Annotated in this window: 27 protein-coding genes; 26 read left to right on the top strand and 1 reads right to left on the bottom strand. The window is 55.9% G+C overall.

The window, feature by feature from the left end; all coding sequences use genetic code 11:
• Nucleotides 1-111: 111 nt before the first annotated feature.
• The 24 genes from aroC (at nucleotide 112) to BMW84_RS08515 (ending at nucleotide 23,494) form a co-directional block, all read left to right on the top strand.
• Nucleotides 112-1,281, top strand: coding sequence for a chorismate synthase (gene aroC / locus BMW84_RS08630; RefSeq protein ID WP_091066686.1), 1,170 nt, complete (start codon nucleotides 112-114; stop codon nucleotides 1,279-1,281).
• Nucleotides 1,281-2,387 carry a 3-dehydroquinate synthase gene (aroB, locus tag BMW84_RS08625; RefSeq protein ID WP_091066684.1) on the top strand — a complete coding sequence of 369 codons (1,107 nt, stop codon included), beginning with the start codon at nucleotides 1,281-1,283 and terminating at the stop codon, nucleotides 2,385-2,387. The genes aroC and aroB overlap by 1 nt, the downstream gene beginning before the upstream one ends.
• On the top strand, nucleotides 2,381-2,752 hold the full coding sequence (gene aroH / locus BMW84_RS08620; RefSeq protein WP_091066681.1) for a chorismate mutase: 372 nt from the start codon (nucleotides 2,381-2,383) through the stop codon (nucleotides 2,750-2,752). Before aroB ends, aroH begins: the two co-directional genes overlap by 7 nt.
• A gap of 343 nt (nucleotides 2,753-3,095) precedes the next feature.
• Complete coding sequence (gene trpE / locus BMW84_RS08615; protein ID WP_091066679.1) at nucleotides 3,096-4,658, top strand: anthranilate synthase component I; 1,563 nt, start codon at nucleotides 3,096-3,098, stop codon at nucleotides 4,656-4,658.
• Between the two features lie 17 nt (nucleotides 4,659-4,675).
• A complete protein-coding gene (gene trpD / locus BMW84_RS08610) occupies nucleotides 4,676-5,716 on the top strand; it encodes an anthranilate phosphoribosyltransferase (protein WP_091066676.1) in 1,041 nt (346 codons plus the stop codon).
• The gene (gene trpC / locus BMW84_RS08605; RefSeq protein ID WP_091066674.1) at nucleotides 5,706-6,536 is read left to right on the top strand and encodes an indole-3-glycerol phosphate synthase TrpC; all 831 of its coding nucleotides are present in this window, start codon (nucleotides 5,706-5,708) and stop codon (nucleotides 6,534-6,536) included. Before trpD ends, trpC begins: the two co-directional genes overlap by 11 nt.
• A complete protein-coding gene (locus tag BMW84_RS08600) occupies nucleotides 6,529-7,212 on the top strand; it encodes a phosphoribosylanthranilate isomerase (RefSeq protein ID WP_091066672.1) in 684 nt (227 codons plus the stop codon). Before trpC ends, BMW84_RS08600 begins: the two co-directional genes overlap by 8 nt.
• Entirely contained in the window at nucleotides 7,209-8,408 is a 1,200-nt protein-coding gene (gene trpB / locus BMW84_RS08595) for a tryptophan synthase subunit beta (protein WP_091066669.1), read from the top strand. Before BMW84_RS08600 ends, trpB begins: the two co-directional genes overlap by 4 nt.
• Nucleotides 8,405-9,226: a tryptophan synthase subunit alpha gene (trpA, locus tag BMW84_RS08590; RefSeq protein ID WP_091066668.1), complete on the top strand. Its 822-nt coding sequence runs from the start codon at nucleotides 8,405-8,407 to the stop codon at nucleotides 9,224-9,226. The genes trpB and trpA overlap by 4 nt, the downstream gene beginning before the upstream one ends.
• Nucleotides 9,227-9,495: 269 nt before the next feature.
• A complete protein-coding gene (gene hisC / locus BMW84_RS08585; protein WP_091066665.1) occupies nucleotides 9,496-10,593 on the top strand; it encodes a histidinol-phosphate transaminase in 1,098 nt (365 codons plus the stop codon).
• Nucleotides 10,594-10,640: 47 nt separating this feature from the next.
• Nucleotides 10,641-11,732, top strand: coding sequence for a prephenate dehydrogenase (locus tag BMW84_RS08580; RefSeq protein WP_091066662.1), 1,092 nt, complete (start codon nucleotides 10,641-10,643; stop codon nucleotides 11,730-11,732).
• A 686-nt stretch (nucleotides 11,733-12,418) separates the two neighbouring features.
• Complete coding sequence (locus BMW84_RS08575) at nucleotides 12,419-13,006, top strand: RNA polymerase sigma factor (protein WP_091066659.1); 588 nt, start codon at nucleotides 12,419-12,421, stop codon at nucleotides 13,004-13,006.
• 5 nt (nucleotides 13,007-13,011) lie between these two features.
• Nucleotides 13,012-13,605 carry an anti-sigma factor family protein gene (locus tag BMW84_RS08570; RefSeq protein WP_091066657.1) on the top strand — a complete coding sequence of 198 codons (594 nt, stop codon included), beginning with the start codon at nucleotides 13,012-13,014 and terminating at the stop codon, nucleotides 13,603-13,605.
• A 178-nt stretch (nucleotides 13,606-13,783) separates the two neighbouring features.
• Nucleotides 13,784-14,371 carry a histidine phosphatase family protein gene (locus BMW84_RS08565; protein WP_091066655.1) on the top strand — a complete coding sequence of 196 codons (588 nt, stop codon included), beginning with the start codon at nucleotides 13,784-13,786 and terminating at the stop codon, nucleotides 14,369-14,371.
• A gap of 89 nt (nucleotides 14,372-14,460) precedes the next feature.
• Complete coding sequence (locus BMW84_RS08560) at nucleotides 14,461-15,555, top strand: hypothetical protein (RefSeq protein WP_091066652.1); 1,095 nt, start codon at nucleotides 14,461-14,463, stop codon at nucleotides 15,553-15,555.
• A 25-nt stretch (nucleotides 15,556-15,580) separates the two neighbouring features.
• Entirely contained in the window at nucleotides 15,581-16,123 is a 543-nt protein-coding gene (locus BMW84_RS08555; RefSeq protein WP_091066650.1) for a gamma carbonic anhydrase family protein, read from the top strand.
• The gene (locus BMW84_RS08550; RefSeq protein WP_091066646.1) at nucleotides 16,098-16,277 is read left to right on the top strand and encodes an IDEAL domain-containing protein; all 180 of its coding nucleotides are present in this window, start codon (nucleotides 16,098-16,100) and stop codon (nucleotides 16,275-16,277) included. Before BMW84_RS08555 ends, BMW84_RS08550 begins: the two co-directional genes overlap by 26 nt.
• 174 nt (nucleotides 16,278-16,451) lie before the next feature.
• Nucleotides 16,452-16,871, top strand: coding sequence for a DUF2487 family protein (locus BMW84_RS08545; RefSeq protein WP_091066643.1), 420 nt, complete (start codon nucleotides 16,452-16,454; stop codon nucleotides 16,869-16,871).
• 190 nt (nucleotides 16,872-17,061) lie between these two features.
• Nucleotides 17,062-17,616 (top strand): QcrA and Rieske domain-containing protein, encoded by a 555-nt coding sequence (locus tag BMW84_RS08540; RefSeq protein WP_091066641.1) that lies wholly within the window; start codon nucleotides 17,062-17,064, stop codon nucleotides 17,614-17,616.
• 3 nt (nucleotides 17,617-17,619) lie between these two features.
• Nucleotides 17,620-18,291 carry a menaquinol-cytochrome c reductase cytochrome b subunit gene (gene qcrB / locus BMW84_RS08535; RefSeq protein ID WP_091066639.1) on the top strand — a complete coding sequence of 224 codons (672 nt, stop codon included), beginning with the start codon at nucleotides 17,620-17,622 and terminating at the stop codon, nucleotides 18,289-18,291.
• 29 nt (nucleotides 18,292-18,320) lie between these two features.
• Nucleotides 18,321-19,199 (top strand): menaquinol-cytochrome c reductase cytochrome b/c subunit, encoded by an 879-nt coding sequence (locus BMW84_RS08530; protein ID WP_091066637.1) that lies wholly within the window; start codon nucleotides 18,321-18,323, stop codon nucleotides 19,197-19,199.
• 80 nt (nucleotides 19,200-19,279) lie between these two features.
• Complete coding sequence (locus BMW84_RS08525; protein WP_091066635.1) at nucleotides 19,280-19,927, top strand: DUF1405 domain-containing protein; 648 nt, start codon at nucleotides 19,280-19,282, stop codon at nucleotides 19,925-19,927.
• A gap of 232 nt (nucleotides 19,928-20,159) precedes the next feature.
• Nucleotides 20,160-22,592, top strand: a complete 2,433-nt coding sequence (helD, locus tag BMW84_RS08520; RefSeq protein WP_091066632.1) for an RNA polymerase recycling motor HelD — start codon at nucleotides 20,160-20,162, stop codon at nucleotides 22,590-22,592.
• Between the two features lie 62 nt (nucleotides 22,593-22,654).
• Nucleotides 22,655-23,494, top strand: coding sequence for a sporulation protein YpjB (locus tag BMW84_RS08515; protein ID WP_091066628.1), 840 nt, complete (start codon nucleotides 22,655-22,657; stop codon nucleotides 23,492-23,494).
• Nucleotides 23,495-23,746: 252 nt separating this feature from the next.
• Here the strand turns inward: BMW84_RS08515 and BMW84_RS08510 are convergent, their stop codons facing one another.
• Complete coding sequence (locus tag BMW84_RS08510; RefSeq protein ID WP_091066626.1) at nucleotides 23,747-24,616, bottom strand: YitT family protein; 870 nt, start codon at nucleotides 24,614-24,616, stop codon at nucleotides 23,747-23,749.
• A 189-nt stretch (nucleotides 24,617-24,805) separates the two neighbouring features.
• Between BMW84_RS08510 and BMW84_RS08505 the strand changes: the two genes are divergently transcribed.
• Both BMW84_RS08505 and BMW84_RS08500 read left to right on the top strand, forming a co-directional pair.
• Nucleotides 24,806-25,135, top strand: coding sequence for a nucleotide pyrophosphohydrolase (locus BMW84_RS08505; RefSeq protein WP_091066624.1), 330 nt, complete (start codon nucleotides 24,806-24,808; stop codon nucleotides 25,133-25,135).
• Between the two features lie 59 nt (nucleotides 25,136-25,194).
• On the top strand, nucleotides 25,195-25,716 hold the full coding sequence (locus BMW84_RS08500; protein ID WP_091066622.1) for a tetratricopeptide repeat protein: 522 nt from the start codon (nucleotides 25,195-25,197) through the stop codon (nucleotides 25,714-25,716).
• The last annotated feature ends 16 nt before the right edge of the window (nucleotides 25,717-25,732 follow it).

Raw genomic sequence — 25,732 nt, 5'->3', positions numbered from 1 at the left:
TGAACCGGAACCTGCCCTTTCTTGTCAAAGCCGGTGCGCTATACTATAATGAGCAAAGATATTTAACATTTTAGCGGTTTACAGTTTGAAAGTGTGAAGGGGGAGCGCAGCATGAGTTTACGCTATTTGACGGCGGGGGAAACGCACGGTCCCCAGCTGACGGCTATTATTGAAGGACTTCCAAGCAACCTGACGTTGGATTTCGAGGAATTGAATTTTCAGCTGCTGAGACGCCAGAAGGGCTACGGCCGCGGGCGCCGCATGCAGATCGAAAAGGACACAGCCAGCATAGTCGGCGGCGTGCGCCACGGGTATACGACGGGTGCTCCCGTTGCCCTGGTGGTCGAGAACAAGGACTGGACCCACTGGAGAAATATTATGAACATCGAGCCCATTGAGGGCAGCGATGAAGAGAAACGCCGGGTGCACCGGCCGCGTCCCGGCCATGCCGACCTGAACGGCGGACTCAAGTACAACCATACCGACCTGCGGAACGTGCTGGAGCGCTCCAGCGCCCGTGAAACGGCGGCCCGGGTAGCAGTAGGCGCTGTAGCGCGGCAACTGCTGGCGGCTTTCGGCGTCAAGATCGGCGGACAGGTCATCCGCATCGGAGAGATCGAAGCCCCGGCGAACAACCTGCCGCTGGATGAACTGATCAAGGTGACGGAAGAATCTTCCGTGAGAGTCGTCGATCCGGAGACGGAAAAGAAAATGGAAGCCTACATAGACCAGATCAAGGAAGAAGGCGACTCCGTCGGCGGCATCGTGGAATGCATCGTCGAAGGCCTGCCGATCGGTCTCGGCAGCCATGTGCAGTCCGACCGCAAGCTGGACGGCGCCATCGCGGGCGCGGTCATGTCGATTAATGCGTTCAAAGGCGTGGAGATCGGCATCGGCTTCGAAGCGGGCAAGCTGCGCGGCTCCGAAGTGCATGACGAGATTCTCTACGAAGCGCAAAAGGGCTACCACCGGGCAAGCAACCGGCTGGGCGGCTTCGAAGGCGGCATGACCAACGGCATGCCTGTCGTCGTACGCGGGGTGATGAAGCCGATTCCGACGCTTTACAAACCGCTGCAAAGCGTGGACATCGACACGAAGGAACCGTTCACCGCCCAGGTCGAGCGTTCGGATGCCTGCGCGGTGCCGGCAGCCTGCGTCGTTTTGGAGAACGTGGTCGCTTTTGAAATCGCCAAAGCGTTTCTGGACAAATTCGGCGGAGATTCCATGGAGGAAATCCGCGCGAACTACAACAGCTACCTGGCGCAGCTGGAGAACTACTAATGGTACGGCAGATCACCGTTGAGCTCGGTGAACGCTCCTACCCTATCTATATCGGCAGCGGATTGCTCGGAGAGCTCGGAGCGCGCTGCAAGGAAGCGGGTTACCCGCCGCGCAGTCCGCTGTTGATCGTCAGCGACAGTGAAGTGGCACCGCGTTTTCTGGCCGCGGCGGAGAAATCCCTGGCGGACCAAGGCTACAAGACGGTCAGCCACGTCATCCCGGCCGGCGAAGCCTCCAAGTCGCTGGCGATGTACGAAGCCGTCGTGACGACGGCCATCAAGGCCGGTCTCGACCGCCGTTCGGCCGTGCTGGCGCTCGGCGGCGGCGTGGTCGGCGACCTTGCGGGCTTTGTTGCGGCGACCTATATGCGCGGCATCGGCTTCCTGCAGATTCCAACGACGATTCTCGCCCATGACAGCAGCGTCGGCGGCAAGGTCGCCGTTAACCATCCGCTGGCCAAAAATATGATCGGCGCTTTTTATCAGCCTTCGATGGTGCTGTATGATCTGGATACGCTGGCAACCCTGCCGCCACGGCAGGTAGCTTCCGGCCTGGCCGAGGTAGTGAAACACGGCCTCATTCTGGACCGTGATTTCGCCTATTGGTGCCGCGAACATGCACAGGAGCTGCTGGCTCTTGAACCGGAAGCGCTCGGCTACGCGCTGGAGCGCGGCTGCAGCATCAAAGCGGCCGTGGTCGGCGAAGATGAAACGGAGCAGGGTCTGCGGGCGATCCTCAATCTGGGCCATACGATCGGCCATGCCATTGAAGCGGTCGGCAGCTACGGCGCGCTGCTGCATGGCGAAGCGATCGCCATCGGTATGGCCGGCGCAGCGCTGCTTGCCGCCAAGCTAGGGAGGGACCGGAGCATTTACACGGATACCGTATCCATGTTGTCCGCCCTGAACCTGCCGGTTCGCCTGCCGGCGGAATACGGCATTGACGAGCTGATGGAAGCGATGATGCATGACAAGAAGTTTAAAGAGGGCCAAATGACGTTCATCGTGCCGGAAGCCATCGGCAAGGTGAGCATTGTCGACAGCATCCAGCCAAGCGATGTGCGCGAGGTGCTGGCGTTGCTTAAGAAGGAGGAACAGCCGTGGTAAACCGGGGAATTCGCGGAGCGACGACCGTAACGAATAATGAAGAAGGCGAGATTTTGCGCGAGACGGTAACGCTGCTTCGTGAGATCGTTGACAAGAACGACGTCATCGCCGAAGACATCTGCAGCGTGTGGATTACAATGACCGAAGATTTGGATGCGACTTTTCCGGCCCGGGCTATCCGCGAGATCGCAGGCTGGGAGCTGGTCCCGCTGATGTGCTCGGTGGAGATTCCGGTCAAAGGCAGCCTGCCGCGCTGCATCCGCCTGATGGTACAGGTCAATACCGACAAAACGCAGCGGGAGATCCGCCATGTCTATCTGAACGAAGCCAAGCGGCTGCGTCCCGATCTGGCCCAAAATCAATAATTTATATGCCAAGGCGGTTGCCAACCGCCGCCGCCATCATGTATAGTGAAGTTAGCCGAGTAGAGCAGAGTTGAGTATAGCTTAGTTGAGTATAGCTGAGATGAGTGCAGTTTTAGTCCAGGATAGGCAGATGAGATGAGTAGATTTACAGATCAGTGATCCGCAGTAGCGACAAGCACATAGGTGTGCTCTGACGCTTTAATTCGCTGCAGTCACGGGTTCTTGCTCAACCGATGCCGTTCCGATGCGCTTTTTTTCATATACTTGCCTACATCAACCTCTACTTTTGTAGAGGTTTTTTTGCATATTCGGGACTATTACGAACCTTTAGGAGGTATACCCAGTGACCCAACCGAGAGTAGAAGAAGTGATCTCCCTGTCCCGGGAGTATAACCTGATTCCCGTCGCCAAACGGCTGCTGGCCGACATGGAGACGCCGATCCGCCTGTTTCAGCGTTTTGCCGGCGAGAAGAACGCGTTTCTGCTGGAAAGCGTGGAGGGCGGCATTCAATGGGCGAGGTACTCCTTTATCGGCAGCGAGCCGTTTCTGACCATCTCCGGTAAAAAAGGCGCGATCGACGTGGAGGCCGGCGGCGCAACCAAGCGGCTGCTTGGCAAGCCGGTCGAGGAGCTTAAAGCGCTGCTGCGCTCCTACCGCAGCCCGAAGCTGGAGGGCATGCCGCCGTTTACCGGCGGGGCGATCGGATTTTTCGGCTATGACCTGCTGCAATATTACGAGAAGCTGACGCCGCATGCGCTGGACGATCTGAAGATGGACGATATCCGCTTTATGTTCTGTGACCGCATCATCGTGTTCGACCATGTGAAGCAGCAGATCCTGCTGGTCGGCAATTTGCATATCCAGGATGGCGATACGGATTCGGCCATCCGCGCCAAATACGACGCGCTGAGCATCAAGCTGGAGAGCCTGGCCGAAGAGCTGCAAAAGGAAGGGCCGAAGGAGAACGTCAACCGGCGCAGCATTCCTCAGGATATCGAGCTGGGCGAGATCCACTCCAACCTGACCAAAGCACAGTACATCGCAAATGTTGAGAAGGCGAAGGAATATATCCGCGCCGGCGATATTTTCCAGGTGGTGCTGTCGCAGCGGATGCATATCGAAACGGAAGTTTCTCCGCTCCATGTATACCGGATGCTGCGCACGCTGAACCCTTCGCCGTACATGTATTATCTCAAAATGGACGAAGAAATCATCGTCGGCACCTCGCCGGAGGCGCTCGTCAAAGTGGACGGCAGCCGGGTGGAGACCCGGCCGATTGCCGGAACCCGCCCCCGCGGCGCGAACGAAGCGGAAGACAAGGCCTTGGCGGCAGAGCTGCTGGCCGACGAGAAAGAACGGGCGGAGCATCTGATGCTTGTCGATCTAGGCCGCAATGATCTGGGCCGGGTATCGACCTTCGGCACAGTGAAATGCGATTCGTTTATGGAGATCGAGAAATATTCGCATGTGATGCACATGGTCTCGAACGTATCAGGCACCTTGGCCGAGGGAAAAGATTTCTTCGACGCTTTCCTCTCCTGCCTGCCGGCCGGAACGGTATCCGGGGCGCCGAAGCTGCGGGCGATGGAAATCATCGCCGAGCTGGAGCGGGAAGCCAGAGGCGCTTACGCCGGAGCGATCGGCTACCTCGGTTTTTCCGGCAACATGGATTCCTGCATTACGATCCGCACGATCATCTTCCGCAAGGGCCGGGCTTACGTGCAGGCAGGCGCAGGCATCGTCTGGGATTCGGTGCCGGAGAAGGAATATGAAGAGACGGTCAACAAAGCGAAAGCCATGCTTAAAGCGATCCGGATGGCGGAAGCGATGTTCCCGGCGGAAACGAAAGAAACGCAAACCATCAACCAGGATTACCTGTACGAATATACCCCGCAGGGGCAATGATCAGAGGAGGATTAACCATGGAAGCAGGACAAATGTTACAATCGATGATAACCGAACTGATGGCCGGGAAAAATCTTTCCCGCGATGCTGCCCGCGCGGTAATGGGTACCATTATGGAAGGGGCGGCGACACCGGCGCAAATCGGTTCGCTGCTCACGGCGCTCCGAATCAAGGGCGAAACCGTCGAGGAGATCACGGGCTTCGCGGAAGCGATGCGCGGCTTCGGAGCCTCAGTGGTTACGGAGAATCACAGGCTGCTGGACACCTGCGGAACCGGAGGCTCCGGCATCCACAAGTTCAATATTTCCACCGCTTCGGCGATCATTTCCGCTGCGGCTTCCGTCCGTGTCGCCAAACACGGCAACCGCTCGGCTTCGGGCCGGGCGGGCAGCGCCGATGTGCTCGAAGCGCTTGGCGTCAACATTCACCTCAGTCCCGAGCAGGCCCGCAGCTGCCTGGAGAACATCGGTATTTGCTTTTTATTCGCCCAAATTTATCATCCCTCGATGAAATACGCCGCTGCACCGCGCCGGGAGCTGGGCTTCCGCACCGTATTCAACATGCTGGGCCCGCTGACCAACCCGGCCGGGGCGGACCGGCAGCTTATGGGTATCTATGACCGTGATCGGACGGAAACGGTCGCCAAAGTGCTGAAGGAGCTCGGTTCCAAACGGGCGATGATCGTCAGCAGCCTGGACGGCCTCGACGAGATCAGCATCTCCGCGCCGACGCAAGTATCCGAACTGAAGAACGGGGAAGTCACTACTTATATCATCCATCCGGAAGAATTGGGTCTTCGCGTCCATCCGCTGGAGGCGGTGCTCGGAGGGGATGCCGCAGAGAATGCCGCTATTATTACCGGCGTATTCAGAGGCGAAATGAACCCTTACCGCGATATCGTGCTGGCCAATGCCGGAGCCTGCATTTATGTCGCTGGCCTTGCGGATAACCTGCGGGACGGCGTTGCCGCCGCAAGAGAAGTCATTGATTCCGGCAAAGCGCTGGAGAAGCTGGAGCAGCTAAAAGCGAAAACAAAGGAGCTTGCATATGTATCTTGACCGCATCGTCGCCACCAAAATCAAAGAAGTCGAACAGCTCGCCGCAAGCTTTTCGCAGCCGGAAGCCGAGGAACGGATCGCGGCTTTGCCGCCGACCCGCGGTTTCCGGAATGCCCTCGTGTCGGGCCGGAACCGGCCGGTGGGCCTGATTGCCGAAGTAAAGAAGGCTTCGCCTTCCAAAGGGCTGATCCGCCCCGACTTCGATCCCGTAACCATTGCTCGCAGCTACGAGCAGGCGGGAGCCGATTGTCTCTCGGTGCTGACGGACCGCGATTATTTCCAGGGCAATGAAGCTTATTTGCAGCAGGTACGCGACGCGGTGCAGCTTCCGCTGCTGCGCAAAGATTTTATTATCGACGAAAAACAAATCTACGAAGCCCGTCTGCTCGGCGCGGATGCCATTCTGTTGATCGTAGCGATTCTATCGGCGGAACAGCTGCTACGTTATACGGAGCTCGCGTCTTCGCTCGGCATGGACGTCCTGATTGAAGTACATGATCAAACCGAACTGGAGACCGTGCTCGGCACAGGTCTGGCGGGGCATCCGCAGGTGCTGCTGGGCATCAATAACCGTAATCTCCGCACCTTTGAGACTTCATTGGAGACGACCAAAGCATTGGCGGCGCTCGTTCCGGCGAATGTGCCGGTCATCAGCGAAAGCGGCATTGCGGGTCCTGAGGATATTGCTTATCTGAAATGTACAGGGGCTGCGGGCGTGCTGGTAGGCGAATTTTTTATGCGCCAGCCGGATGTGGAACAAGCGGTGAACGATTTGCTGGGGCCTTTGCCTACTGTCAAAGGAAGTGCTGCCCATGGCTGAGCCGCTGGTAAAAATATGTGGACTTCACAGCGTTGAAGTGCTAAAATCTATGAAGCGATTGCCGATTGATTATATCGGTTTTGTATTTGCCCCAAGCCGCCGGCAGGTGACGCCTGCCGTTGCCGCCGAGCTGCTCGCCGTGCTAGCGGAATGGGAGAGCGGACGGGCGCCGCAGGCCGCGGGGGTTTTTGTAGACCCGCCGCTTGAGGAGCTGCGGGAGGTGCTCGCCGTTGCCGGGCTGGATGTCATCCAACTGCACGGCGCCGAGAGCGCTGTATTTTGCCGGGAGGTTAAGGCGGCTTTCCCCGGCCGGCAAGTGTGGAAGGCAATCTCTATCAGCGGACGGGAAGTTTCCGAGTCCTCCGGCGGCGCAAAGGCGCTGCTCGGCGAATATGCCGAAGCGGTAGACGGGTTCCTGCTCGATACCTTCGATCCGAATGGAAGCGGAGGATCGGGGCGGACCTTCGATTGGGCGGCGATTCCCGCCTATCAGGCGGCGGCTGCCGAACTCGGCGTGCCGCTGTTTGTCGCCGGCGGGCTGACCCCGGACAATGTGAATGAACTTGTGCAGGGATATGCGCCGGATGGCGTCGACGTCTCAAGCGGCGTTGAAAGCTTCGGTGCCAAGGATATTGCCAAAATCAAAGCTTTTGTGGAAAGGGTGAAGCAATCATGATACAAGTACCTGACAAATATGGACGTTTTGGTTCTTTCGGCGGCCGCTTCGTTCCCGAAACCTTGATGAATGCGCTGATCGAACTGGAGGAGGCGTACGACAAGTTTTCGCAGGACCCGGCATTCCAGGAAGAGATGGACTATCTGCTCAAGCAGTATTCCGGACGCGAAACGCCGCTTTATTATGCGGAACGCCTCAGCAAACAGCTTGGACAGGCTAAAATATACCTGAAACGCGAAGATTTAAACCATACAGGCGCACATAAGATCAACAATGCGATCGGTCAGGGCATCCTGGCCAAGATGATGGGCAAAAAGAAAGTCATCGCCGAAACGGGCGCCGGCCAGCATGGCGTCGCCACGGCGACGGTAGCCGCGCTGCTCGGCATGGAATGCAAGGTGTTCATGGGCGAAGAGGATACCCGCCGTCAGGCGCTGAACGTCTTCCGCATGAAGCTGCTCGGCGCCGAGGTTATCCCGGTGACCTCCGGTTCGCGCACGCTCAAGGATGCCGGCAATGAAGCGCTCCGCTACTGGGTCAGCAACGTGGAGGATACGTTCTACATCCTTGGCTCCGCGGTCGGCCCGCATCCGTATCCAATGATGGTGCGCAACTTCCAGCGCGTCATCGGCGACGAGACGCGCCGGCAAATCCTCGATGCCGAAGGACGGCTTCCGGATATTTTGGTCGCCGCGGTCGGCGGGGGCAGCAACGCGATCGGCATGTTTTATCCGTTCATCGGCGATGACGGCGTGGACATGATCGGCGTCGAAGCCGCCGGACGCGGCGTCGACACCGAATTCCACGCCGCGACGATGAGCAAAGGCAGCAAAGGCGTGTTCCAGGGCTCGCTCAGCTACTTGCTCCAGGATGAGCACGGCCAGGTACAGGAGGCGCATTCCATCTCCGCCGGGCTGGATTATCCGGGCGTTGGCCCCGAGCACTCCTATCTGAAAGATATCGAGCGCGTGAAGTATGTGCCGATTACCGATGACGAGGCGCTCGAGGCGCTGAAGCTGCTGAGCTTGACCGAGGGCATCATTCCCGCACTGGAATCGGCTCATGCCGTTGCCCAGGTCGCCAAAATCGCTCCGCAGCTTGGTCCTGATGACATTGTCGTGGTCTGCCTGTCGGGCCGGGGCGACAAGGACGTTGAATCGATAATGGCTTATTCGGAAAGGGAGGGAGCGAAATGACGACCGAAACGACAAACCGGATGGACGCCGTATTCCGCAAACTGAAAAGCGAAGGCCGGGCGGCGCTCATTCCTTTTCTGACCGTCGGCGATCCCGACCTGGCCGCGACGCTTGAGATCATAGCCGAGCTTGAGGCGGCGGGCGCAGATATGCTGGAGCTGGGCGTGCCCTATTCTGATCCGCTGGCCGACGGCCCCGTCATTCAGCGGGCTTCGTCCCGGGCGCTTCGCAGCTCGATTACCTTGCGTACCTGCTTGGAGACAGCAAAGCAGGCGCGGGAACAGGGCAGCTGCCTGCCATTCATCCTGTTCACGTATTACAATCCCGTGATGCAGATGGGGCTCGATCGCTTTTTCACCGAAGCAGTCGCCCATGAAATCAGCGGCCTGATTATTCCCGACCTTCCCGTGGAGGAAGCGGACGAAATGAGGCTGCGCAGCCGCGAGGCGGGCATCAATCTGATCCCGCTGGTTGCGCCGACCTCGCAGGAGCGGATCGCCCGCATCGTGGATGGCGCCAGCGGATTCGTGTATTGCGTCTCTTCACTGGGCGTAACCGGCGAACGTTCCTCGTTCCACGCCGGTGTCGATGAGTTTATCGCTTCCGTAAAGGCGGCAACCGATTTGCCGGTAGCCGTCGGCTTCGGCATTTCCACCGGCGAGCAGGTGGCCCGGTTCGCGCAAATCTGCGACGGCGTCGTCGTCGGCAGCGCCATCGTCCGTAAAGTAGAGGACGTGATCCCGCTGCTGGAGCAACCCGATACGCGGCGCGAGGGTTTGTTGCAAATCCGTGAATTTGTGGCACAATTAAAACCATAAATGATTCCTGCATAATAAAAAATGGCTGTACAAGATGAAATACTGTATATACGAAAGCGGGAAGGAACGAAGGGGAAGTTTGGAACTGGAGGAACGGTAGTGTTCGCCTTTAGATTTGAATTTCTACCGCGGCGAGCGGTTTATAATGAGGAAATTCAAATCTAACAGCGACCGGAAGTCCAAACATTCTCCGCAGTGCCTTCCGCCGCGCAAGTTGATAGCCAGCCTTTATCTTGTACAGCCAATCAAACGGAGAGAGAGGGCACCAGATGAACCCGAAACCGAATATCGTAGACCTCCCTGTCTATAAACCGGGGAAACCGATCGACGAAGTGAAAAAAGAGCTTGGCTTAAACGAGGTCATCAAGCTCGCTTCCAACGAAAATCCGTACGGCACCTCGCCGAAAGCGAAAGCGGCCATCATTGCGGATCTCGACAATTTGTATCTGTATCCGGACGGCTCTGCCGCCGAACTGACCGAAGCGTTGACTGCCCATCTGGGCGTCGGCAAAGACCAAATTATTTTCGGCTGCGGCTCGGATGAGATTATCGCCCTGATTGCCCGCGCATTTTTTGTGCCCGGCGACGAGACGATTATGGCGGACCAGACTTTTTCGGTGTACAAAAGCAACGCCGATATCGAAGGCGCAGTGACGATCGAAGTTCCGCTTGTCGAAGGAACCCATGACCTGGATGGCATGCTTGGTGCAATTACGGACCGCACCAAGGTCATTTGGGTTTGCAACCCGAATAACCCGACCGGGACAATCGTGTCCGGAGAAGCATTGACCACATTCCTGGATGCGGTGCCATCCCAAGTCATGGTCGTGCTAGACGAAGCCTACTACGAATATGTCACGGACCTATCCTATTCGAACGGCATCGACTTGCTGGGGCAATATCCGAATCTGGTCGTGCTGCGGACTTTCTCCAAGATTTACGGCCTTGCCGCCCTGCGTATCGGTTACGGCGTAGCCAGCCCGCAGATCATCAGGCTGATCAACCAGGTGCGCGAGCCGTTTAACACTTCGCGGCTGGCTCAGGCCGGCGCACTGGCCGCACTTGCGGACCAGGAATATGTCGAGGAATGCCGCCGTCTGAACAGCGCGGGCATTCTGCAGCTGCAGGACGATTTTAAGCGTCTTGGATTAAATGCCTTTCCTGCCCACGGCAATTTCATTATGGTCGATGTGCGCAAGCCAGCCTATGATGTGTTTGAAGCGCTGCTGCGCCAGGGCATTATCGTGCGGGCAGGGCATAAGCTGTATCCGACGTATATCCGCGTAACCGTGGGATCGGCGGAACAGAACAAGGCGTTTATCGCCGCGCTCGAACTGGTGCTTAGGGAGCAGGGCGTTCGCGCATAAAGCCCTGAAGGATCGGTGAACTCATAAAAGGCAGGAAGTGCAAAGATATGACGAAGATTGCGATATTCGGGGTCGGCCTGATCGGCGGTTCGCTGGCGCTTTGCTTTAAGGGCAAAGCGGGGCTGACCGTCACGGGCCACGCCCACCGGCCGGAATCCGCGGCAAAGTACCTTAGCCGCGGCGTGGTCGATCAGGCGACGGTTTCGCTGGAGGAAGCGGCGCTGGACGCCGATTTTATTTTTCTGTGCGTGCCCGTCGGCATGCTTGGTGAGTATTTGCAGCGGCTGAGCCGGCTGCCGCTGAAGCCCGGCTGCATCATCACCGATGTCGGCAGCACCAAGGGCGAAATTGCAGCCTGCGCCGCAGAGCTCGATCTGCCCGGCGTATACTTCATCGGCGGTCATCCGATGGCCGGCTCCGAGCGCTCGGGCGTCGAAGCGGCTTCCTCGCTGCTGTTCGAGAACGCCTATTACGTGCTGACGCCTGCCGCGAATGTGCCGGAGGAGGCGTATGATCGCCTGAAGGCGCTGCTTGTACATACGAAAGCCCAGATTGTGCGGCTGGATCCGGAACGGCATGACGAGATCGTCGGGGCGATCAGCCATTTGCCGCATATTATCGCGGTGGCGCTGGTTAATCAGATCCATGAATACGACCAGGCCGATTCGTTCTACAGCACGCTGGCCGCCGGTGGCTTCCGCGACATCACGCGGATCGCTTCCAGCGACCCGCTGATCTGGCGGGATATTCTGCTCAGCAACCGGCCGGTGATGCTGCAACTGCTCAAGGACTGGAACGCCGAGATCGGCGACTTTATCCGGCTCCTGGAGCACAGCGACGGAGACGGTATCGAAGAGGCGTTCCGCGAGGCGAACGGATTCCGCAGCATGCTGCCGGAACGTCGCAAGGGCATGATTACGCCGCTGTTCGACCTGCATATCGATGTGCCGGACCATCCGGGGATCATCGGCCGGATTGCGACGGAGCTTGGGGATCAAGGGATCAACCTCAGCAACGTGCAGATCATCGAGAGCCGGGAGGACGTGCCGGGCATTATGCGGCTCTCTTTCCGTCAGGAGCAGGATATGGAGCGGGCCAAACGGCTGCTGCAGAGCAGCGCATATACCGTATACGTGTAATAATCCCCACAAAGTGAAGCAATAGCTTCGGAGTTTACTCAGGTACTTTGCGGGGGCCCCAAAAGTAAATAAGCACCCCCACAAAGTGATGCGAAAGCTATGAAGTTAACTCAGGTACTTTACCGGAGCCCCCAAGCACTTAATAAATCAGCAAGCCCAAAACCCCGGAGCGAAGGCTCCGGGGTTTTTCATCCAGCTCGTCCATTGTTTAGGGAAAATGGGCAAAAAAAATACCGCTTACAAAATAAGCGGTTACAGTTCACATGAATCATGGAACCGTGCAGTTTTTGGATAGGAGTGGAGAGAAACCATACTGTACTTTTATTATATGTATCCGTTTTCATTTTGTCAACAGATTCTTTTGAATTTGTTTTGCAGCCGCATTGCCTGAATATACTTAAAGTCTACTAATGTCATCTCCTATCGATATATGCTATACTGAACTAGCTATATTCCGAGAACCGCCGGTTCGTCGACCCGGATTTAACAGACGGTTCTTCGAAAATTTTTTTCCTGAAATTACATATGACAGCTTTTTTTCCGGGTAAATGAATATACATAGGACGTATTTCGTTTTCATGTAATAAATCCGGATATGTACCGCAACTTTTCATTCCCCGACCGGTATAAGTAGATACGGACCGAGCGGGATTACACGTGCAAGGGCGAGGAGGGCCGAACTCACCATGACGGATTCCCAGTTGATCCAGCTGATCAAACAAGGAGATACAGAAGTATATTCCGAATTGATGCGGCGTTATCAACGAAAAATATTGGCATTCATCTATCATATGCTCAAAAATTCGCACATGGAGCTAATTGCCGAGGATTTATGCTCGGAAACCTTTTATAAAGCCTTCCGCAGTCTTCATTCCTTTCGGGAAGTAGATGCCTCTTTCTCCACATGGCTGTACACCATCGCCAGGAATACGGTGCTCAGCGAACTGCGCAAGAACCGGGCAGGCAGCGTTTCGCTGGAAGAGAGCGGGTATACGCCGGTCGCTCCAAGTGAAATTGTTCCCGAAGCGGCGGCGCTGCGCAAAGAGCGGATGAACATGGTTCGCGATGCCATCAATAACCTCCCTGAGAAGCAGCGTTCGGCGCTGATTCTGCGGGAATACGACCAGATGGATTATCAGGAGATTGCCACGATCCTCGATCAGAGCGTCAGTTCCGTAAAATCATTATTGTTCCGGGCCAGGAGCAGCGTAAAACTCCAGCTCGAATCCTATTTTTATGAGCCTGAAATGGAAGAGCAGGCCGAGAGGGTGTAAGGCCGATGAACTGTAGGGAAGCGCAAGATGCCATTCCGCTGCTGTGGGACGCTCCCCCCACTGATCCGAAGCGGATGGAACTGGAGAGACATCTCGCGGAATGCGTGAGCTGCGCGGCCGAATGGGCTTTTTGGCAGGAGAGCAGCGAGCTGATCCAGGAAATCAAGGTTGAGGTCAGCGAAGAGCGCGCCGAGGCCGTCAATAAGAAAGTCATGGAACGGATTTATTTGGAAAGCCCTTGGCTGATGCCCGGAGACGGCAAGACTGCCGGGAACGCCGCGGTATTCCGCCGCCGGATCAGTTTATGGATCGCCTGTTTTCTGGCTATATTTATTTCCAGCCTTCTGTATTTTACGATGTTCCGTTCGCCGGCCGAACCTCCGGTTGCCCAGAGCGGCATTGTCGATACAGGAGTAGCGGGACACACGCTGGAATGGTCCTCGACCTATCCGGGCATGGATTCCGAGAGCGGCATTATTGAGCCGTTTGTTCTAAGCATTGGCCCTACCCATCCGCAATACTGGATGATGTTGTCGATGCTGGGCGTATTGTTATCCGCTTTTTTACTGTTCCGCCTGAACCGCTACCGCAGACAATAAGAAGTCCGCTTCCGATAAGGAAACGGACTTTTTGGTTTGGGTTGCACCCAGCGGCAAAGCCCGCATTGAAGATGCATTTCCGGTGGATGCGCATAAAAATACTTCAAAAGGAAGACAATTCCCTTGATTCGTGTTACATTATTAAGCAAAACATGACGGAAGGGATGCGTGATAGGCTATGCTGATCGGATTAATACGCCACGGTCTGACCGATTGGAATGCGGCGGGTAAAATACAGGGGCAAAGCGATATTCCGCTGAACGCCGAAGGACGCATGCAAGCGGAGATGCTGGCCGGCCGGCTGGCACAGGAGCCTTACCGCTGGGATTACTGCGTGACCAGCACGTTGTCCCGCGCCGCCGAAACGGGAAAGATCATCGCGGAGAAGTTGGGCATTCCGCTGCTGCCGCCCGATCCGCGCATCCGCGAACGCGCCTACGGGCAGGTAGAGGGCATGACGGCCGAGGAACGTGAGCAGAAATGGGGGAAGGACTGGCAGCGGCTGCCGCTGGGCCAGGAAAGCGACGAGGATCTGCAAGAGCGCGGGCTGGAGTTTATCGACGAACTTTCACTCAGCCATCCCGATAAAAATGTCCTCATCGTATCCCATGGCGGCTTTTTAGCCCAGCTCTATCAGGCGATATACAAAGGCAAATACAGCGAACGCATCGGCAACCTTTCGCTTACGATTCTGGAGAAAGATAGCGAAAGCTGGAATCCGGTGTTGTATAATTGTACAAAGCATCTCATGCAAAACCAGCGTTAACCCGAGCCCCGGGTTATTTTTTTTGCACAAAAAGGAATAAAAAGGGCTGTATTTCCCATAATGGTAGTAAAACAGTGAGGCGATATAGGATGAATCTGGCGGATATGCTCACTTATGCAGACATTGGTCAGCTGACCGCCATCGCGGGCCGCTACCGGTGCGAATGCAAACGCAACTCCAAACATGATTTGATTCAAAGCATCCTCGTCACTCTCGGAAGCCGGGATTTCATGGAAGCCCATATCCGGGAAGGCCGGCCCGAGGAGCTGCGTTTTCTGAATGCGCTCTTATTCGATGAACGCAGTCATTTCAGTATCGAGGATCTGCTGGCTACGGCCAGGCAGGCGATGTTCGATGCTCCCGGGGGCGGCAACCCACGTGAGCTGGTCAGCCGATTTAAGAACGGCGGATGGCTCTTCAATGGGGCTACGCAGCAGAACCGCTATCAGTTTCAGGTGCCGGAGGATATGAAAAATCGCTTCCGCGAGCGGATGAAGGTATATTTGCGGGATAACATCGCTCCGGGAGCCGAGCCGCAGGTTTACCGCGGGGAAGGTGAAATGCTTGCCGAGGATGTCCAGATGTTCCTGGCATACGTAAAAGATAATGAACCGGAGCTGAACCAGGAAGGCGCGTTATACAAACGGTATCAGCAGGGGGCTATGAACGCGCTGCATGTTCCGGAACCGCTGCTGGGCAAAGGCGGCTGGAGATTCGGATACGGCCGCGCCTGCGAGCATTATCCGCCAAGGTTCGCGCTGCTGTACGATTATGCACGGCACCGCCGGCTGATTACGGAGGAAGGTCATCTGCTCAGGCTGGGACCGGCGGGCGAAAGCTTCCTTGCCGAGGGAAAATCCGAAAGGATGATGCAGATATTCTCCTTTTGGTTAAAACTCTATAAAGGTGCTGTCCCCAATCTGGCATCGCTGGTATATTGGATTAGCCAGGTAGCGGGGGAATGGGTATCTGTCTCTGCGCTGCAGGAAGGAATCGGCTGGCTGATCAAGCCGTTTTATTACGATGATCCGGCTTCGATTCTAGAACAGCGCGTAATTAAGATGATGCTGCATCTCGGGATGCTGCGGATCGGCGAGAACAGCGACGGCCAGGTAGTTAAAATGACACCGTGGGGAATGGAAGCCGCCGTACCGAAACGCTGGTCCAAGGATCTTTGGAGGTAACGCGGGGGAAGGCAGGGGGAGAAACATGCGGATACCTTATGGCAGCTACATACCGCAGCTGGATTCATCCGTCTATGTGGCGGAAGGAGCGAAGCTAGTTGGCAATGTCAGTGTCGGCGCACATTCGAGCCTGTGGTTCAATAGTGTGCTGCGCGGTGATCTGGCGCCTGTGATCATTGGGGCACGCTGCAACATTCAGGACGGAGTCGTGGGACATGTGGCCGACGGACTGCCGCTTTTGCTGGAGGATGATATTTCGGTAGGACATTCCGCGATTATTCATGGCTGCCGGATAGGCAGAGGCACATTAATCGGAATGGGAGCAATTGTATTGAACGGAGCCGAGATTGGTGAATATGCTTTAATAGGAGCCGGAACAATTGTAACCGAAAACAAAATCATCCCGCCGTATACTTTGGCGCTGGGCTCGCCCGCCAGAGTCATCAGGGAATTGACGGAACAGGATCTGCTCCGGATGGCGCGCACAAGCGAAAGCTATGTCGATAAAGCGAGGGAATACTTAAACAGCGGAGGTGTATCGAATGGACAAAATGAAGGCTACCTATGAAGTGATGCTAGGACTTGCGGCAGAAATGGTGTGGGATGAAGCGCTGCGTAAGCGTCGTACCGACATCTTGTACCGGGAGATCGACACGGCGCTGGCTGCCGGTGATAAGGCGGCATTCACGAATTTGACCGAAGAACTGAAAAATTTGGCATAGGCGGCATTCGTCAGAAAGGGAAGTTATCCACTTGAAAAGAAGACGCGGTTATACATAAGCACCGGCGGGCCGAACAGGCTGAACATCCGGTGCTTTTGTATGGCTGTGTCCAGCTTGAGTCTATGAAACAGAGACGGAACGGCAGCCATTTTAATAGATTGGGAGATGAGGCGGATGAAATTCAGCGAGTTTGACGGTAAGAAGTGGGAAGAGAACGGAGCCTATTACGATACGTGCCTGATCCCGTACACGGGACTTAGCGGCGCGGAAACACCGGTGCAAGCGGCGGAGGCGCTGGAGCGGCTGCGCGACTTTCTGGAATTGGCAGAAGTGCCGTTTCAAGGCAGACTGGTCACGTATCCCGCCATCCAATACGCCGAACCGGGAAATTGGGGATATGTGAATGGTATTTGTTCAAAAGTCAAATCCAGTAATTTCAAATTTGTAATCGTGATGTCTGCCGATGCCGAGCTGTCTGTGACGGATCTTTATGAAAGCGATTTAACCCTGTCTCTTCGCGGGTTCCCGGGGATTACGCAGCAGGAGATTAGCCGGCGGATCGGGGCGGAAATCGAGCGGATGTGGCAGAAATAAAAAGAGAGTAAATGTGTCTAAAGTTTGACAATTTAACAAACCGAACCCCCTTTGGCTCGTCACAATTTAGACAATATTATTGACGGTTTATTGAACCCTACGCTATGATTAGGTTGAAAAGATGTGATGTGTGATATTATTCATTGTTTGCGCGTGATTCTCCACTTTTGAAAAGGGGGTTATACACCGTATGAGTAGTTACAATGAAGAACAGGAGCCGCTATCGCCCGAACCGCCCAGCCGAAAAGAGATGTCGCGCAGGCAGTTTCTGACGTACACGCTCGGCGGAGCCACCGCTTTTATGGGCGTCGGCGCGCTGCTGCCGATGGTCCGCTTTGCCGTTGATCCGATTCTACATAAAAAAGGCGCGGGCGACTTTATCAAGGTAGCGGAAATATCAAAGATTACCGACGAACCCCAGGAGTTTAACTTCGAGCTCCCGCAGCAGGACGGATGGTATGCCAGCACGGCGACGCTGACGGCATGGATCCGCAAAAACGAAAACGGAGAAATTTATGCGCTTTCACCGATCTGCAAGCATCTCGGCTGCCGGGTCGGCTGGAACAACGACAAAGCTTTTCCCGATGAATACCATTGTCCCTGCCATGGGGCGCGTTACACCAAGGCGGGCAAGAATTTGGCCGTCGCGCCGAAGCCGCTGGACCAATATACCACCAAAATCGACCAAGGCTGGGTGTATCTCGGAGACATCGTTCCCAATACCGAAGCGAAAAAGGAGGCGTAGTCCATGTTTAAAAACGTTTACAACTGGATTGATGAACGTTTGGATATTACGCCGATCTGGAGAGACGTCGCCGATCATGAGGTTCCCGAGCATGTGAATCCGGCGCATCATTTCTCGGCTTTCGTGTACTGCTTCGGCGGCCTGACCTTTTTCATCACCGTCATTCAAATTCTGTCGGGCATGTTCCTGACGATGTATTATGTTCCCGATATCATCAATGCCTATGCAAGCGTGGAATATTTGCAGACCAAGGTGGCGTTCGGACAAATCGTGCGCGGGATGCACCACTGGGGCGCCAGCCTTGTCATCGTCATGATGTTCCTGCACACGATGCGCGTCTTTTTCACCGGCTCGTACAAAGCTCCGCGCGAAATGAACTGGGTGGTCGGCATGCTGATCTTCTTCGTCATGCTGGGCCTCGGATTAACCGGGTACTTGCTGCCTTGGGACAACAAGGCGTATTTCGCAACCAAGGTTACGCTGGAAATCGCCAATTCCGTTCCGGTGTTAGGGCCGGTGCTCAAGGAACTTATGATGGGCGGCAATATCGTCGGCGCGGAGACGCTAACTCGCTTTTTTGCCCTGCATGTGTTCTTCCTTCCGGCGGTTCTGCTGATTCTGCTCGTCGGACACTTTATCATGATCCGCAGACAAGGCATTTCCGGACCGCTGTAAGTCACAACGACTGAAGAGGAGGCACTGCGATGGCACACGGCAAGAACACCAAAGATGATGAGAAAATTGTGTTTGTCGGCGATTCCCGGGTGCGCAAAGGCCATGGCTTCATCTCGCCGCCCGACTACACGGCGTATCCCGGCAAATCGGAAGCGTTTATCCCGAATTTTCTGCTGAAGGAATGGATGGTCGGCGTGGTGGTGCTGGTCGGCATACTCGTGCTGACGATTTCGGAGCCGGCGCCGCTCGGCTTTCCCGCGAATCCCAATGCAACGTTCATTCCGATTCCGGACTGGTACTTTTTGTTTCTCTATCAATATCTGAAGCTGCCTTACGCCTCCGGCGATTATATCGTGCTCGGAACGATGGGTGTAACCGGCGTCGCCTTCGGCGCGCTGCTGCTGGCGCCGTTTCTTGATACCGGGCCGGAACGGCGCTTTTACCGCCGGCCGATTGCTTCGTCGCTGATGTTCCTCTCGCTCGCCTCAATCGTCTATCTGACCAACAGCGCCTGGACGGATTATAAAGAGGAGATGGCGGCAACCGGGCAAGTTCCCGAGGACGTGCAGCGAGAAGAGAAGGCGGCGGAAAACCGGGCCAAGGGTTTGCCTACGACCAGTGCGGTCCAGACCAAAGACATAGCCATTGTGGACAAAGATGATCCGGCGATGGCGCTGTTTAAGCAAGCGACCTGCGTCTCCTGCCATGCCGTCGATCTTAAAGGCGCCGCAGGTCCGTCGCTGCGGGGCGTTGGGGATAAGCATGACAAGGAAGCGATTCTCGGCATCATCAAAAACGGCCAGGGCAACATGCCGCCGATGCTGGAAACGGCTATGGCCCAGGGACTCAGCGAAGCGGATGTCGACTCGCTGGCCGGCTGGCTTGCGAAACAAAAGAGTGAACAGTAAAATATGGATAGCGCAGCCTGATCGCTTTGCGGTCAGGCTCTTTTTGTAAACCTAATTTGTTAGGGGATGAGGAAGTCTATATGCCAGTCGATTGGTTTGGGAAGCTGCTTAAACACCGGGGCGTGATATGGGCCCTCATCATCGCCAATGCCGCAGGGACCGTATACGGATACATATGGTACGGGAACCAGCTGGAATTTACCGCGCGGAACTATGCGCTGTGGCTGCTGCCTTTCGTGCCGGACAGCCCGACAGCAAGCCTGTTTTTTACCGCCGCGCTGCTTTTGGTGCTCTATCCGCCCAAGAGTCTGAACGGAACAATGCTGCAAGGGTTGATTGAAGCGCTGGCTGTCGTGACTTCGGTGAAATATGGAGTTTGGGCGGTGAGCATTATTTTTGCCGGAGGTTACCAGGGGGAAGCCATAAGCTGGCAGGACTGGATGCTGGTCGCCTCGCATTTGGCCATGGCTGTCGAGGCGCTGCTGTACGCGCGTTTCTTCGCCTATCGCCGAATGCTCGTGCTTGCGCTGCTCTGGACGTTCAGCAACGATATTATCGATTACTCCTTCGGTATTTTCCCGTGGCTGCCCGATGCCTTGGATGACAATGTCATTCAAGTCCAGAATTTCACGTTCATCTTGACGGCATTCAGCACGGCCATGGCCTGGGTTTTTGGCGGGACAAGCCGGCCCGGGAAGCTGCCGGGGAGAAGGCTGAGTACGCGTTAGCTCCAACCGGCAAATTTTTAATAGGGATGACCAAACAAACCCCCGGCACGGGATGCCGGGGGTTGAATTTGCTTGCAAAAAAGCAAATAAAAGCGTATATTAAATGATTGATGACATCAAAAAAACACATTAAAGGCATTATATTTCATCCTCTTAATTTAAGAATAACATATATGCGGGGGGATGTCAAACCGGGTGTTCCGAAATTTAGGAGAAGAAAGGTGGCCTGCAGATGAATCCAAAAGTGGAGTGGCGGCAGGAACAAGAATGGCTCAACCTCGTGACCGGAGCGATCCGCAGTAAACTGGCAGAATTGGAGCCGGAAACGGAGCACCAGAACGAACAGGCGGCGGATATCCGAAAACGCTTCTGGGAGGAAGTGACGGTGAACGCAAGCACATTTGAGGAATACGAGGAAAGCTATTTTACCATCCGGCAGCAGGCGGCGCTTTTGGCTGACCGCGAACGAAGGGAACGGGAGCTGATCCGCCAGGAGAAACGGCTCTGCCGGATGCTGCCGGCGCCTTACTTCGGGCGCGTCGATTTCCGCGGCGCAGGGACAGCGGAAGACGCTCCGGCCGAACGGATCTATATCGGCATTGCTTCATTCGTGGAGGATGGGGGACTGAAGCCGCTCGTGTACGACTGGCGAAGCCCCATCGCCAGCCTGTATTATGACGGCGCCCCGGGCAAAGCCGGCTATGACACGCCGGATGGGAGGGTGCACGGGATAATGGAACTGAAGCGGCAGTTCCAAATTACTGAAGGCTTGCTGACAAATATGTTCGACGCAGGTCTGACCATCGGCGACGAGCTGCTTCAACGGGCGCTTGGGCAAGGCGCCGATGCGCAGATGAGAAGCATCGTATCCACCATTCAGCGGGAACAGAATGCCATCATCCGCGATGAGCGGAGCCGGATGCTGATCGTGCAAGGAGCTGCCGGAAGCGGCAAAACCTCCGCTGCGCTGCAGCGGGCAGCCTATCTTCTGTACCGGTTCAAGGATACGCTCAGCTCGGAGCAGATCGTCTTGTTTTCTCCGAATCCGCTGTTCGCCAGCTATATTTCCGCAGTGCTTCCCGAGCTGGGCGAAGAGAACCTGCGGCAGTTCACCTTTCAGCAGTTCCTTGAACAGGAGCTCGCGCCAAAGCTTACGCCGGAAGACCCGTTTGCGCAGTTAGAATACGTATTGACCGGCAAAGGAACTCCCGGATATGCGGCCCGGCTGGAGGGCATCGCCTATAAATCGTCATCGGCGTTTCTGGAGCAAATGGAACGCTATATCGCCGGGCTTGGCCGGAGCGGCATCAAATTCCGCAGCATCCGCTTCCGGGGCCGTGAGCTGATCTCTGCGCAGCAAATGCAAGAGAAATATTACAGCTACGAACCTTCCATCCATCCGGCGAACCGGATTGCCGGCCTGAAGGAATGGCTGCTCCGCGAGTTAAACGAGCTGGAACGCAAGGAGCGCGGGAAGCGCTGGGTGCAGGAGGAGATGCAATATCTCGACGATGAGGCCTACGATGGGGCTTATCTGGAACTGAACCGCGAGGAAAGCGTGTTTGCTTTTACCGATCCGTATATTGATGTTCCGGCGAAATACAGGCACGGAGACAAGGAAGAGACGTTCGACGGTTTAAAGCGCGAAGAAAGGCTGCTGCGCAGCAAGATCGTGAAAGCCCGGTTCAAGCCCATCCGGCAAAAAGTGAAACGTCTGTTGTTCCTGGATATCCGTGCGATGTATATGGAGCTGTTCGCGGAATCCTCTCAAACAGGTGAGAGCGCCGGCGGTCTGGAATTGCCTTCCCTGTGGCCGGAGGTATGCCGGCAAACGCGGGAGAAGCTGGAGAGCGGCAGCGTATTCTATGAAGATGCGGCGCCGTATCTTTATTTGCGGAAAAGAATGGAAGGCGTGGCAGCCGATACGCAGGTCAAACATGTGTTTATCGATGAGGGGCAGGATTATTCGATGTTTCAATACGCGTTCCTCAAGCTGTTGTACCCCCAGGCGGATATGACGGCGCTCGGAGACTTTAACCAGGCGATCTTTAGCCGCGCTTCTTCGGATTGGGGCGCGGCGGATTCGCCGCTGGTCCGGCTGTACGGTCCGGAAGAAACGCGTATCGTTACGCTGTCCAGAAGTTACCGGGCTACCCGGGAGCTGACGCTGTTTACGGGTGCGCTGCTGGCGCGCAGCGACATCCTGCCCTTTGACCGCAGCGGGTCAAAGCCGCTGCTGGTCCGGTGCGGGAGCGAAGATAGGCTGGCACGGCGAATCGCAGCCGATTTGAAACAGCTGCAAGCCGAAGGCATGGGTTCAATCGCCGTTCTGACACGGACTGCGGAGGAAAGCCGCCGGGTACTGGAGGCGCTGACGGCGAAGGGCGGCAGGGAGCTGCCGCTGCGGCTTTTGACCAAAGACGCGTTGCATCTGGAAGAAGGCATTCAGGTGCTTCCCGTTTATCTGGCCAAAGGCGTTGAATTCGATGCCGTGCTGATCGCCGATGCGTCGGCGCGCAATTATGCCGATGAAAGCGAGCGACGGCTGCTGTACACCGCCTGCACCCGGGCTATGCATCGCTTAACGCTCTATTCATCAGGCGCCTGGTCGCCGCTGCTTGCTTGTGTGGAAGCCTCGTTATATGAGACTGAAAGCATAGAGTAAGACTTCCGAGAGGTTCTATCTCTTGTCCCTATCCCATACATTTAGGGTGGGAGGGATGTCTCATGCCGCGCAAACGTTACGTGGCTGCCATCGTGCTGGCATTATGCTGGCTGCTGGCTGCATTTCAGAATAAAATGATCTTCGCCCAAGGCGCGGAATCGCCTGCGTTGACCGGCAGTAACGGGGCTCAGCAGCTCGAACAGGCCGCGGAGTCCCTATATACGTACGTGCTGGAGGGGAATGTGCCGAAGGCCAGACAGCAGGCGGACGAGGTCTCGCGCATTTTTATTTCATCCTCCTTTGAAGGGTTGACCTCCGTTGAAGGAATCAATGCGCTCTCGGCGGTCATTTTGGAGCTGAAGAGCACGATGGCGTCAGCGCAAATTTCACCGGAGAAGTGGGAAGCCTCCGCCGCGAAGCTGCGGCTCGCCGCGAACAGTCTGAACCATCCGCAGCAGCCGATGTGGCAGCAGTATTACAAGGTGATCCGCGAGGATCTGAGCGCTTTGGGGAAAAGCGCGGCCGCCGGCGATCTGTCCGGGTGGAAGACCGCGGTGGCCCAGTTGAAAAGCCGTTATGACACCATTCGGCCGGCGGTCATTATCTCCAGCAAGCCGGAAACGGTACAGGCTTTCGATTCCTGGCTATCCTACGCGGAGGGCATCCCGGCCTCAAGCCAGCCGGTGTCCCGCTCCCGCCTGCTGGAGATCGTCTCCTACGGCAACGACGCAACCGCCCGGCTGTTCGGGAAAACCGGCGAGGAGCCGGCGCTCTCCCGCCCGCTCGCAACGCCGGAGCTCGGCGTCTGGGGTGTGCTCGGCGGAGCGTTTATCGCCCTTGCGCTGGTCTACACCGCCTTCCGCAAATACCGCGGGGATTCCGAGGACTGGAAGACGGTGTAGGGCATATGCCATAGGCGCAATCTCACTGCAAACCATTCGAAGCAGCGGCTCTCCGCCACAAGGGGAGCTGCTGTTTTTTTATTTGAATACCAAGAACCCAAGGCATGCTCCGTTGTATTTAGTGCATTGAAATCGAATATCGCCGATTCCGCCCGAAAATCAAAAATCCGCTGCACAAGATGCAACGGATCCTTCCATAATAAGTTTTTTTCACTCCATCAGCTATAAAAATGCAACGCAGGCCCGGTTAGATCAGGTCTCCCGGAACCCTTCGCCATGCACGTCATGCACATCGCTGATAATGACGAACGCGCGCGGATCCACGGATTTCACCAGCTGGCTCAGGCGTCGGATTTCCTGCCGCGATATGACGCAGTAGACCATGTACTTGGACTGCTTCGAGTAAGCGCCGATCGCCGGGATCAGTGTCACCCCGCGCTCCAGGTCGGCCGTAATGAGATCGGCAATTTGCGGGGCTTCGTCGCTGATGATCGTAAACGCTTTAGCGGAATAAGCCCCTTCCTGGATGAAGTCGATGACCCGCGAAGAAATGAATACCGCGACCAGCGTATACAGGATTTGTTCCCGGGGAATGTATAGCAGGGAGCTGCCGATAATGACGACGTCGACGACCAGAATGATCTGGCCCATGCTCCAGCCGAAGCTGCGCCCGAGAATGCGCGCCACGATGTCCACGCCGCCGGTCGTGCCCCCGAAACGGAAAACGACGCCGAGGCCAAGACCAAGGGTAACGCCTGCATATAATGAAGCGAGAATAAAATCATGCTCGGTCCGGAACGGTTCGATCCAGCCCATATCGATCATGCGCTCGAAAATCCACAGAAACAGCGAAAGCGAGGCGATGCCGACTCCGGTATAAGCGATTTGCCGGGCGCCGAGCACCTTCCAGCCGAGCAGAAACAGCGGAAGATTGAGCAGCAGCGTGGTCAAAAAGATCGGAATGTCGAAGGCGTAGTTGAGCAGGATGGTGATCCCGGTAACCCCGCCTTCCATCAGCTGGTTCGGCACGATGAAATAAAGCAAGCCGAAGGCGTAGATGGCGGCTCCCAGCATGATCGGTGCCACCGTTTTTCCGATATGAAGCAGTTTGGATGAATTCATAGGCTCCCCCTAACCCGGCTGCGTCGGGTGTATTTTGTGCGGACATCTATCCTAAAGTATGTCTTTTGCACCAGAAATACTTTCGCGTAGCAGGGCGTCAAATGAAAAAAGATTTGTCTTCAAAACGTCTTTACGATAACATAGGGGCAAACAGAAGGCAAGAATTCACAGGGGGCGAATGAGCAGGATATGGAAAAAAGTCTTGCAGACATCCAGCGCGAAGTCGATGCGTATATCTCACAGTTTAAGGAAGGTTATTTCAGCCCGCTTTCCATGCTGGCCCGCATGTCCGAAGAAGTGGGGGAGCTCGCCCGCGAGGTGAATCATCACTTCGGGGAGAAGCCAAAAAAGGCCGATGAGCCGGAAAATTCCATCGAGCTGGAGCTGGGCGACATTCTGTTTATTACGGTCTGCTTTGCCAACTCGCTGGGCATTGATCTGACCGAAGCGCATGACAAGGTGATGCACAAGTTCGGTACCCGGGATGCCGGTCGCTGGACCCGTAAAAACACCGAATAAGCCCAAGATACATATGCTGTACCATACCAACGGGAATTTGCCGTGAGGATGGTGGGTGTATGAACCATAACGATTATATCAAGGCGGCTTACCGCGCGATCCTGCGTAGCGATTTCGGCGAAGCGATTACCTGCTTCGAAGCCGCCATCGCCGCGAGTCCCCATGACGCGGAGGTACGCTACCGTTGCTCGATCACCTATGCCCGCAGCGGAAGGCTGGAAAAAGCGCTGGAACATGCGCGGGCTGCGCTGATGCTGGATGCAGACAAACCGGAGTACCGGCTGCATCTGCAGCATCTGCAGGCGCTTGGGCTGGTGCAGGAAGCCAAGCGGCTTTTGGAAGATGAATCGGGAAGCGCGGACAATCCGCATTATCCGATTACGCTGCTGAAGGAAGCGATCACGCTCGACCCATTATACGGGGATGCTTATGTATGGTTGGCGATTGCGCACAGCCGGATGAACGAACATGTCCAGGCCATCGCGGCGCTGAAAGAAGTTATTGCGCTTCATCCGGATGACTCCGGTTTGCAGCAATTAATGAAAGATCTGCAAAGATCACTGCAAAAGTATATCCAATAATAATCCATGCACGCAA

It is taken from the genome of Paenibacillus sp. NFR01 (assembly GCF_900111565.1).
GTDB lineage: Bacteria > Bacillota > Bacilli > Paenibacillales > Paenibacillaceae > Paenibacillus_AQ.
Note: the sequence above shows the minus strand (reverse complement) of the source record. Positions and strands in the feature narration are given on the sequence as shown.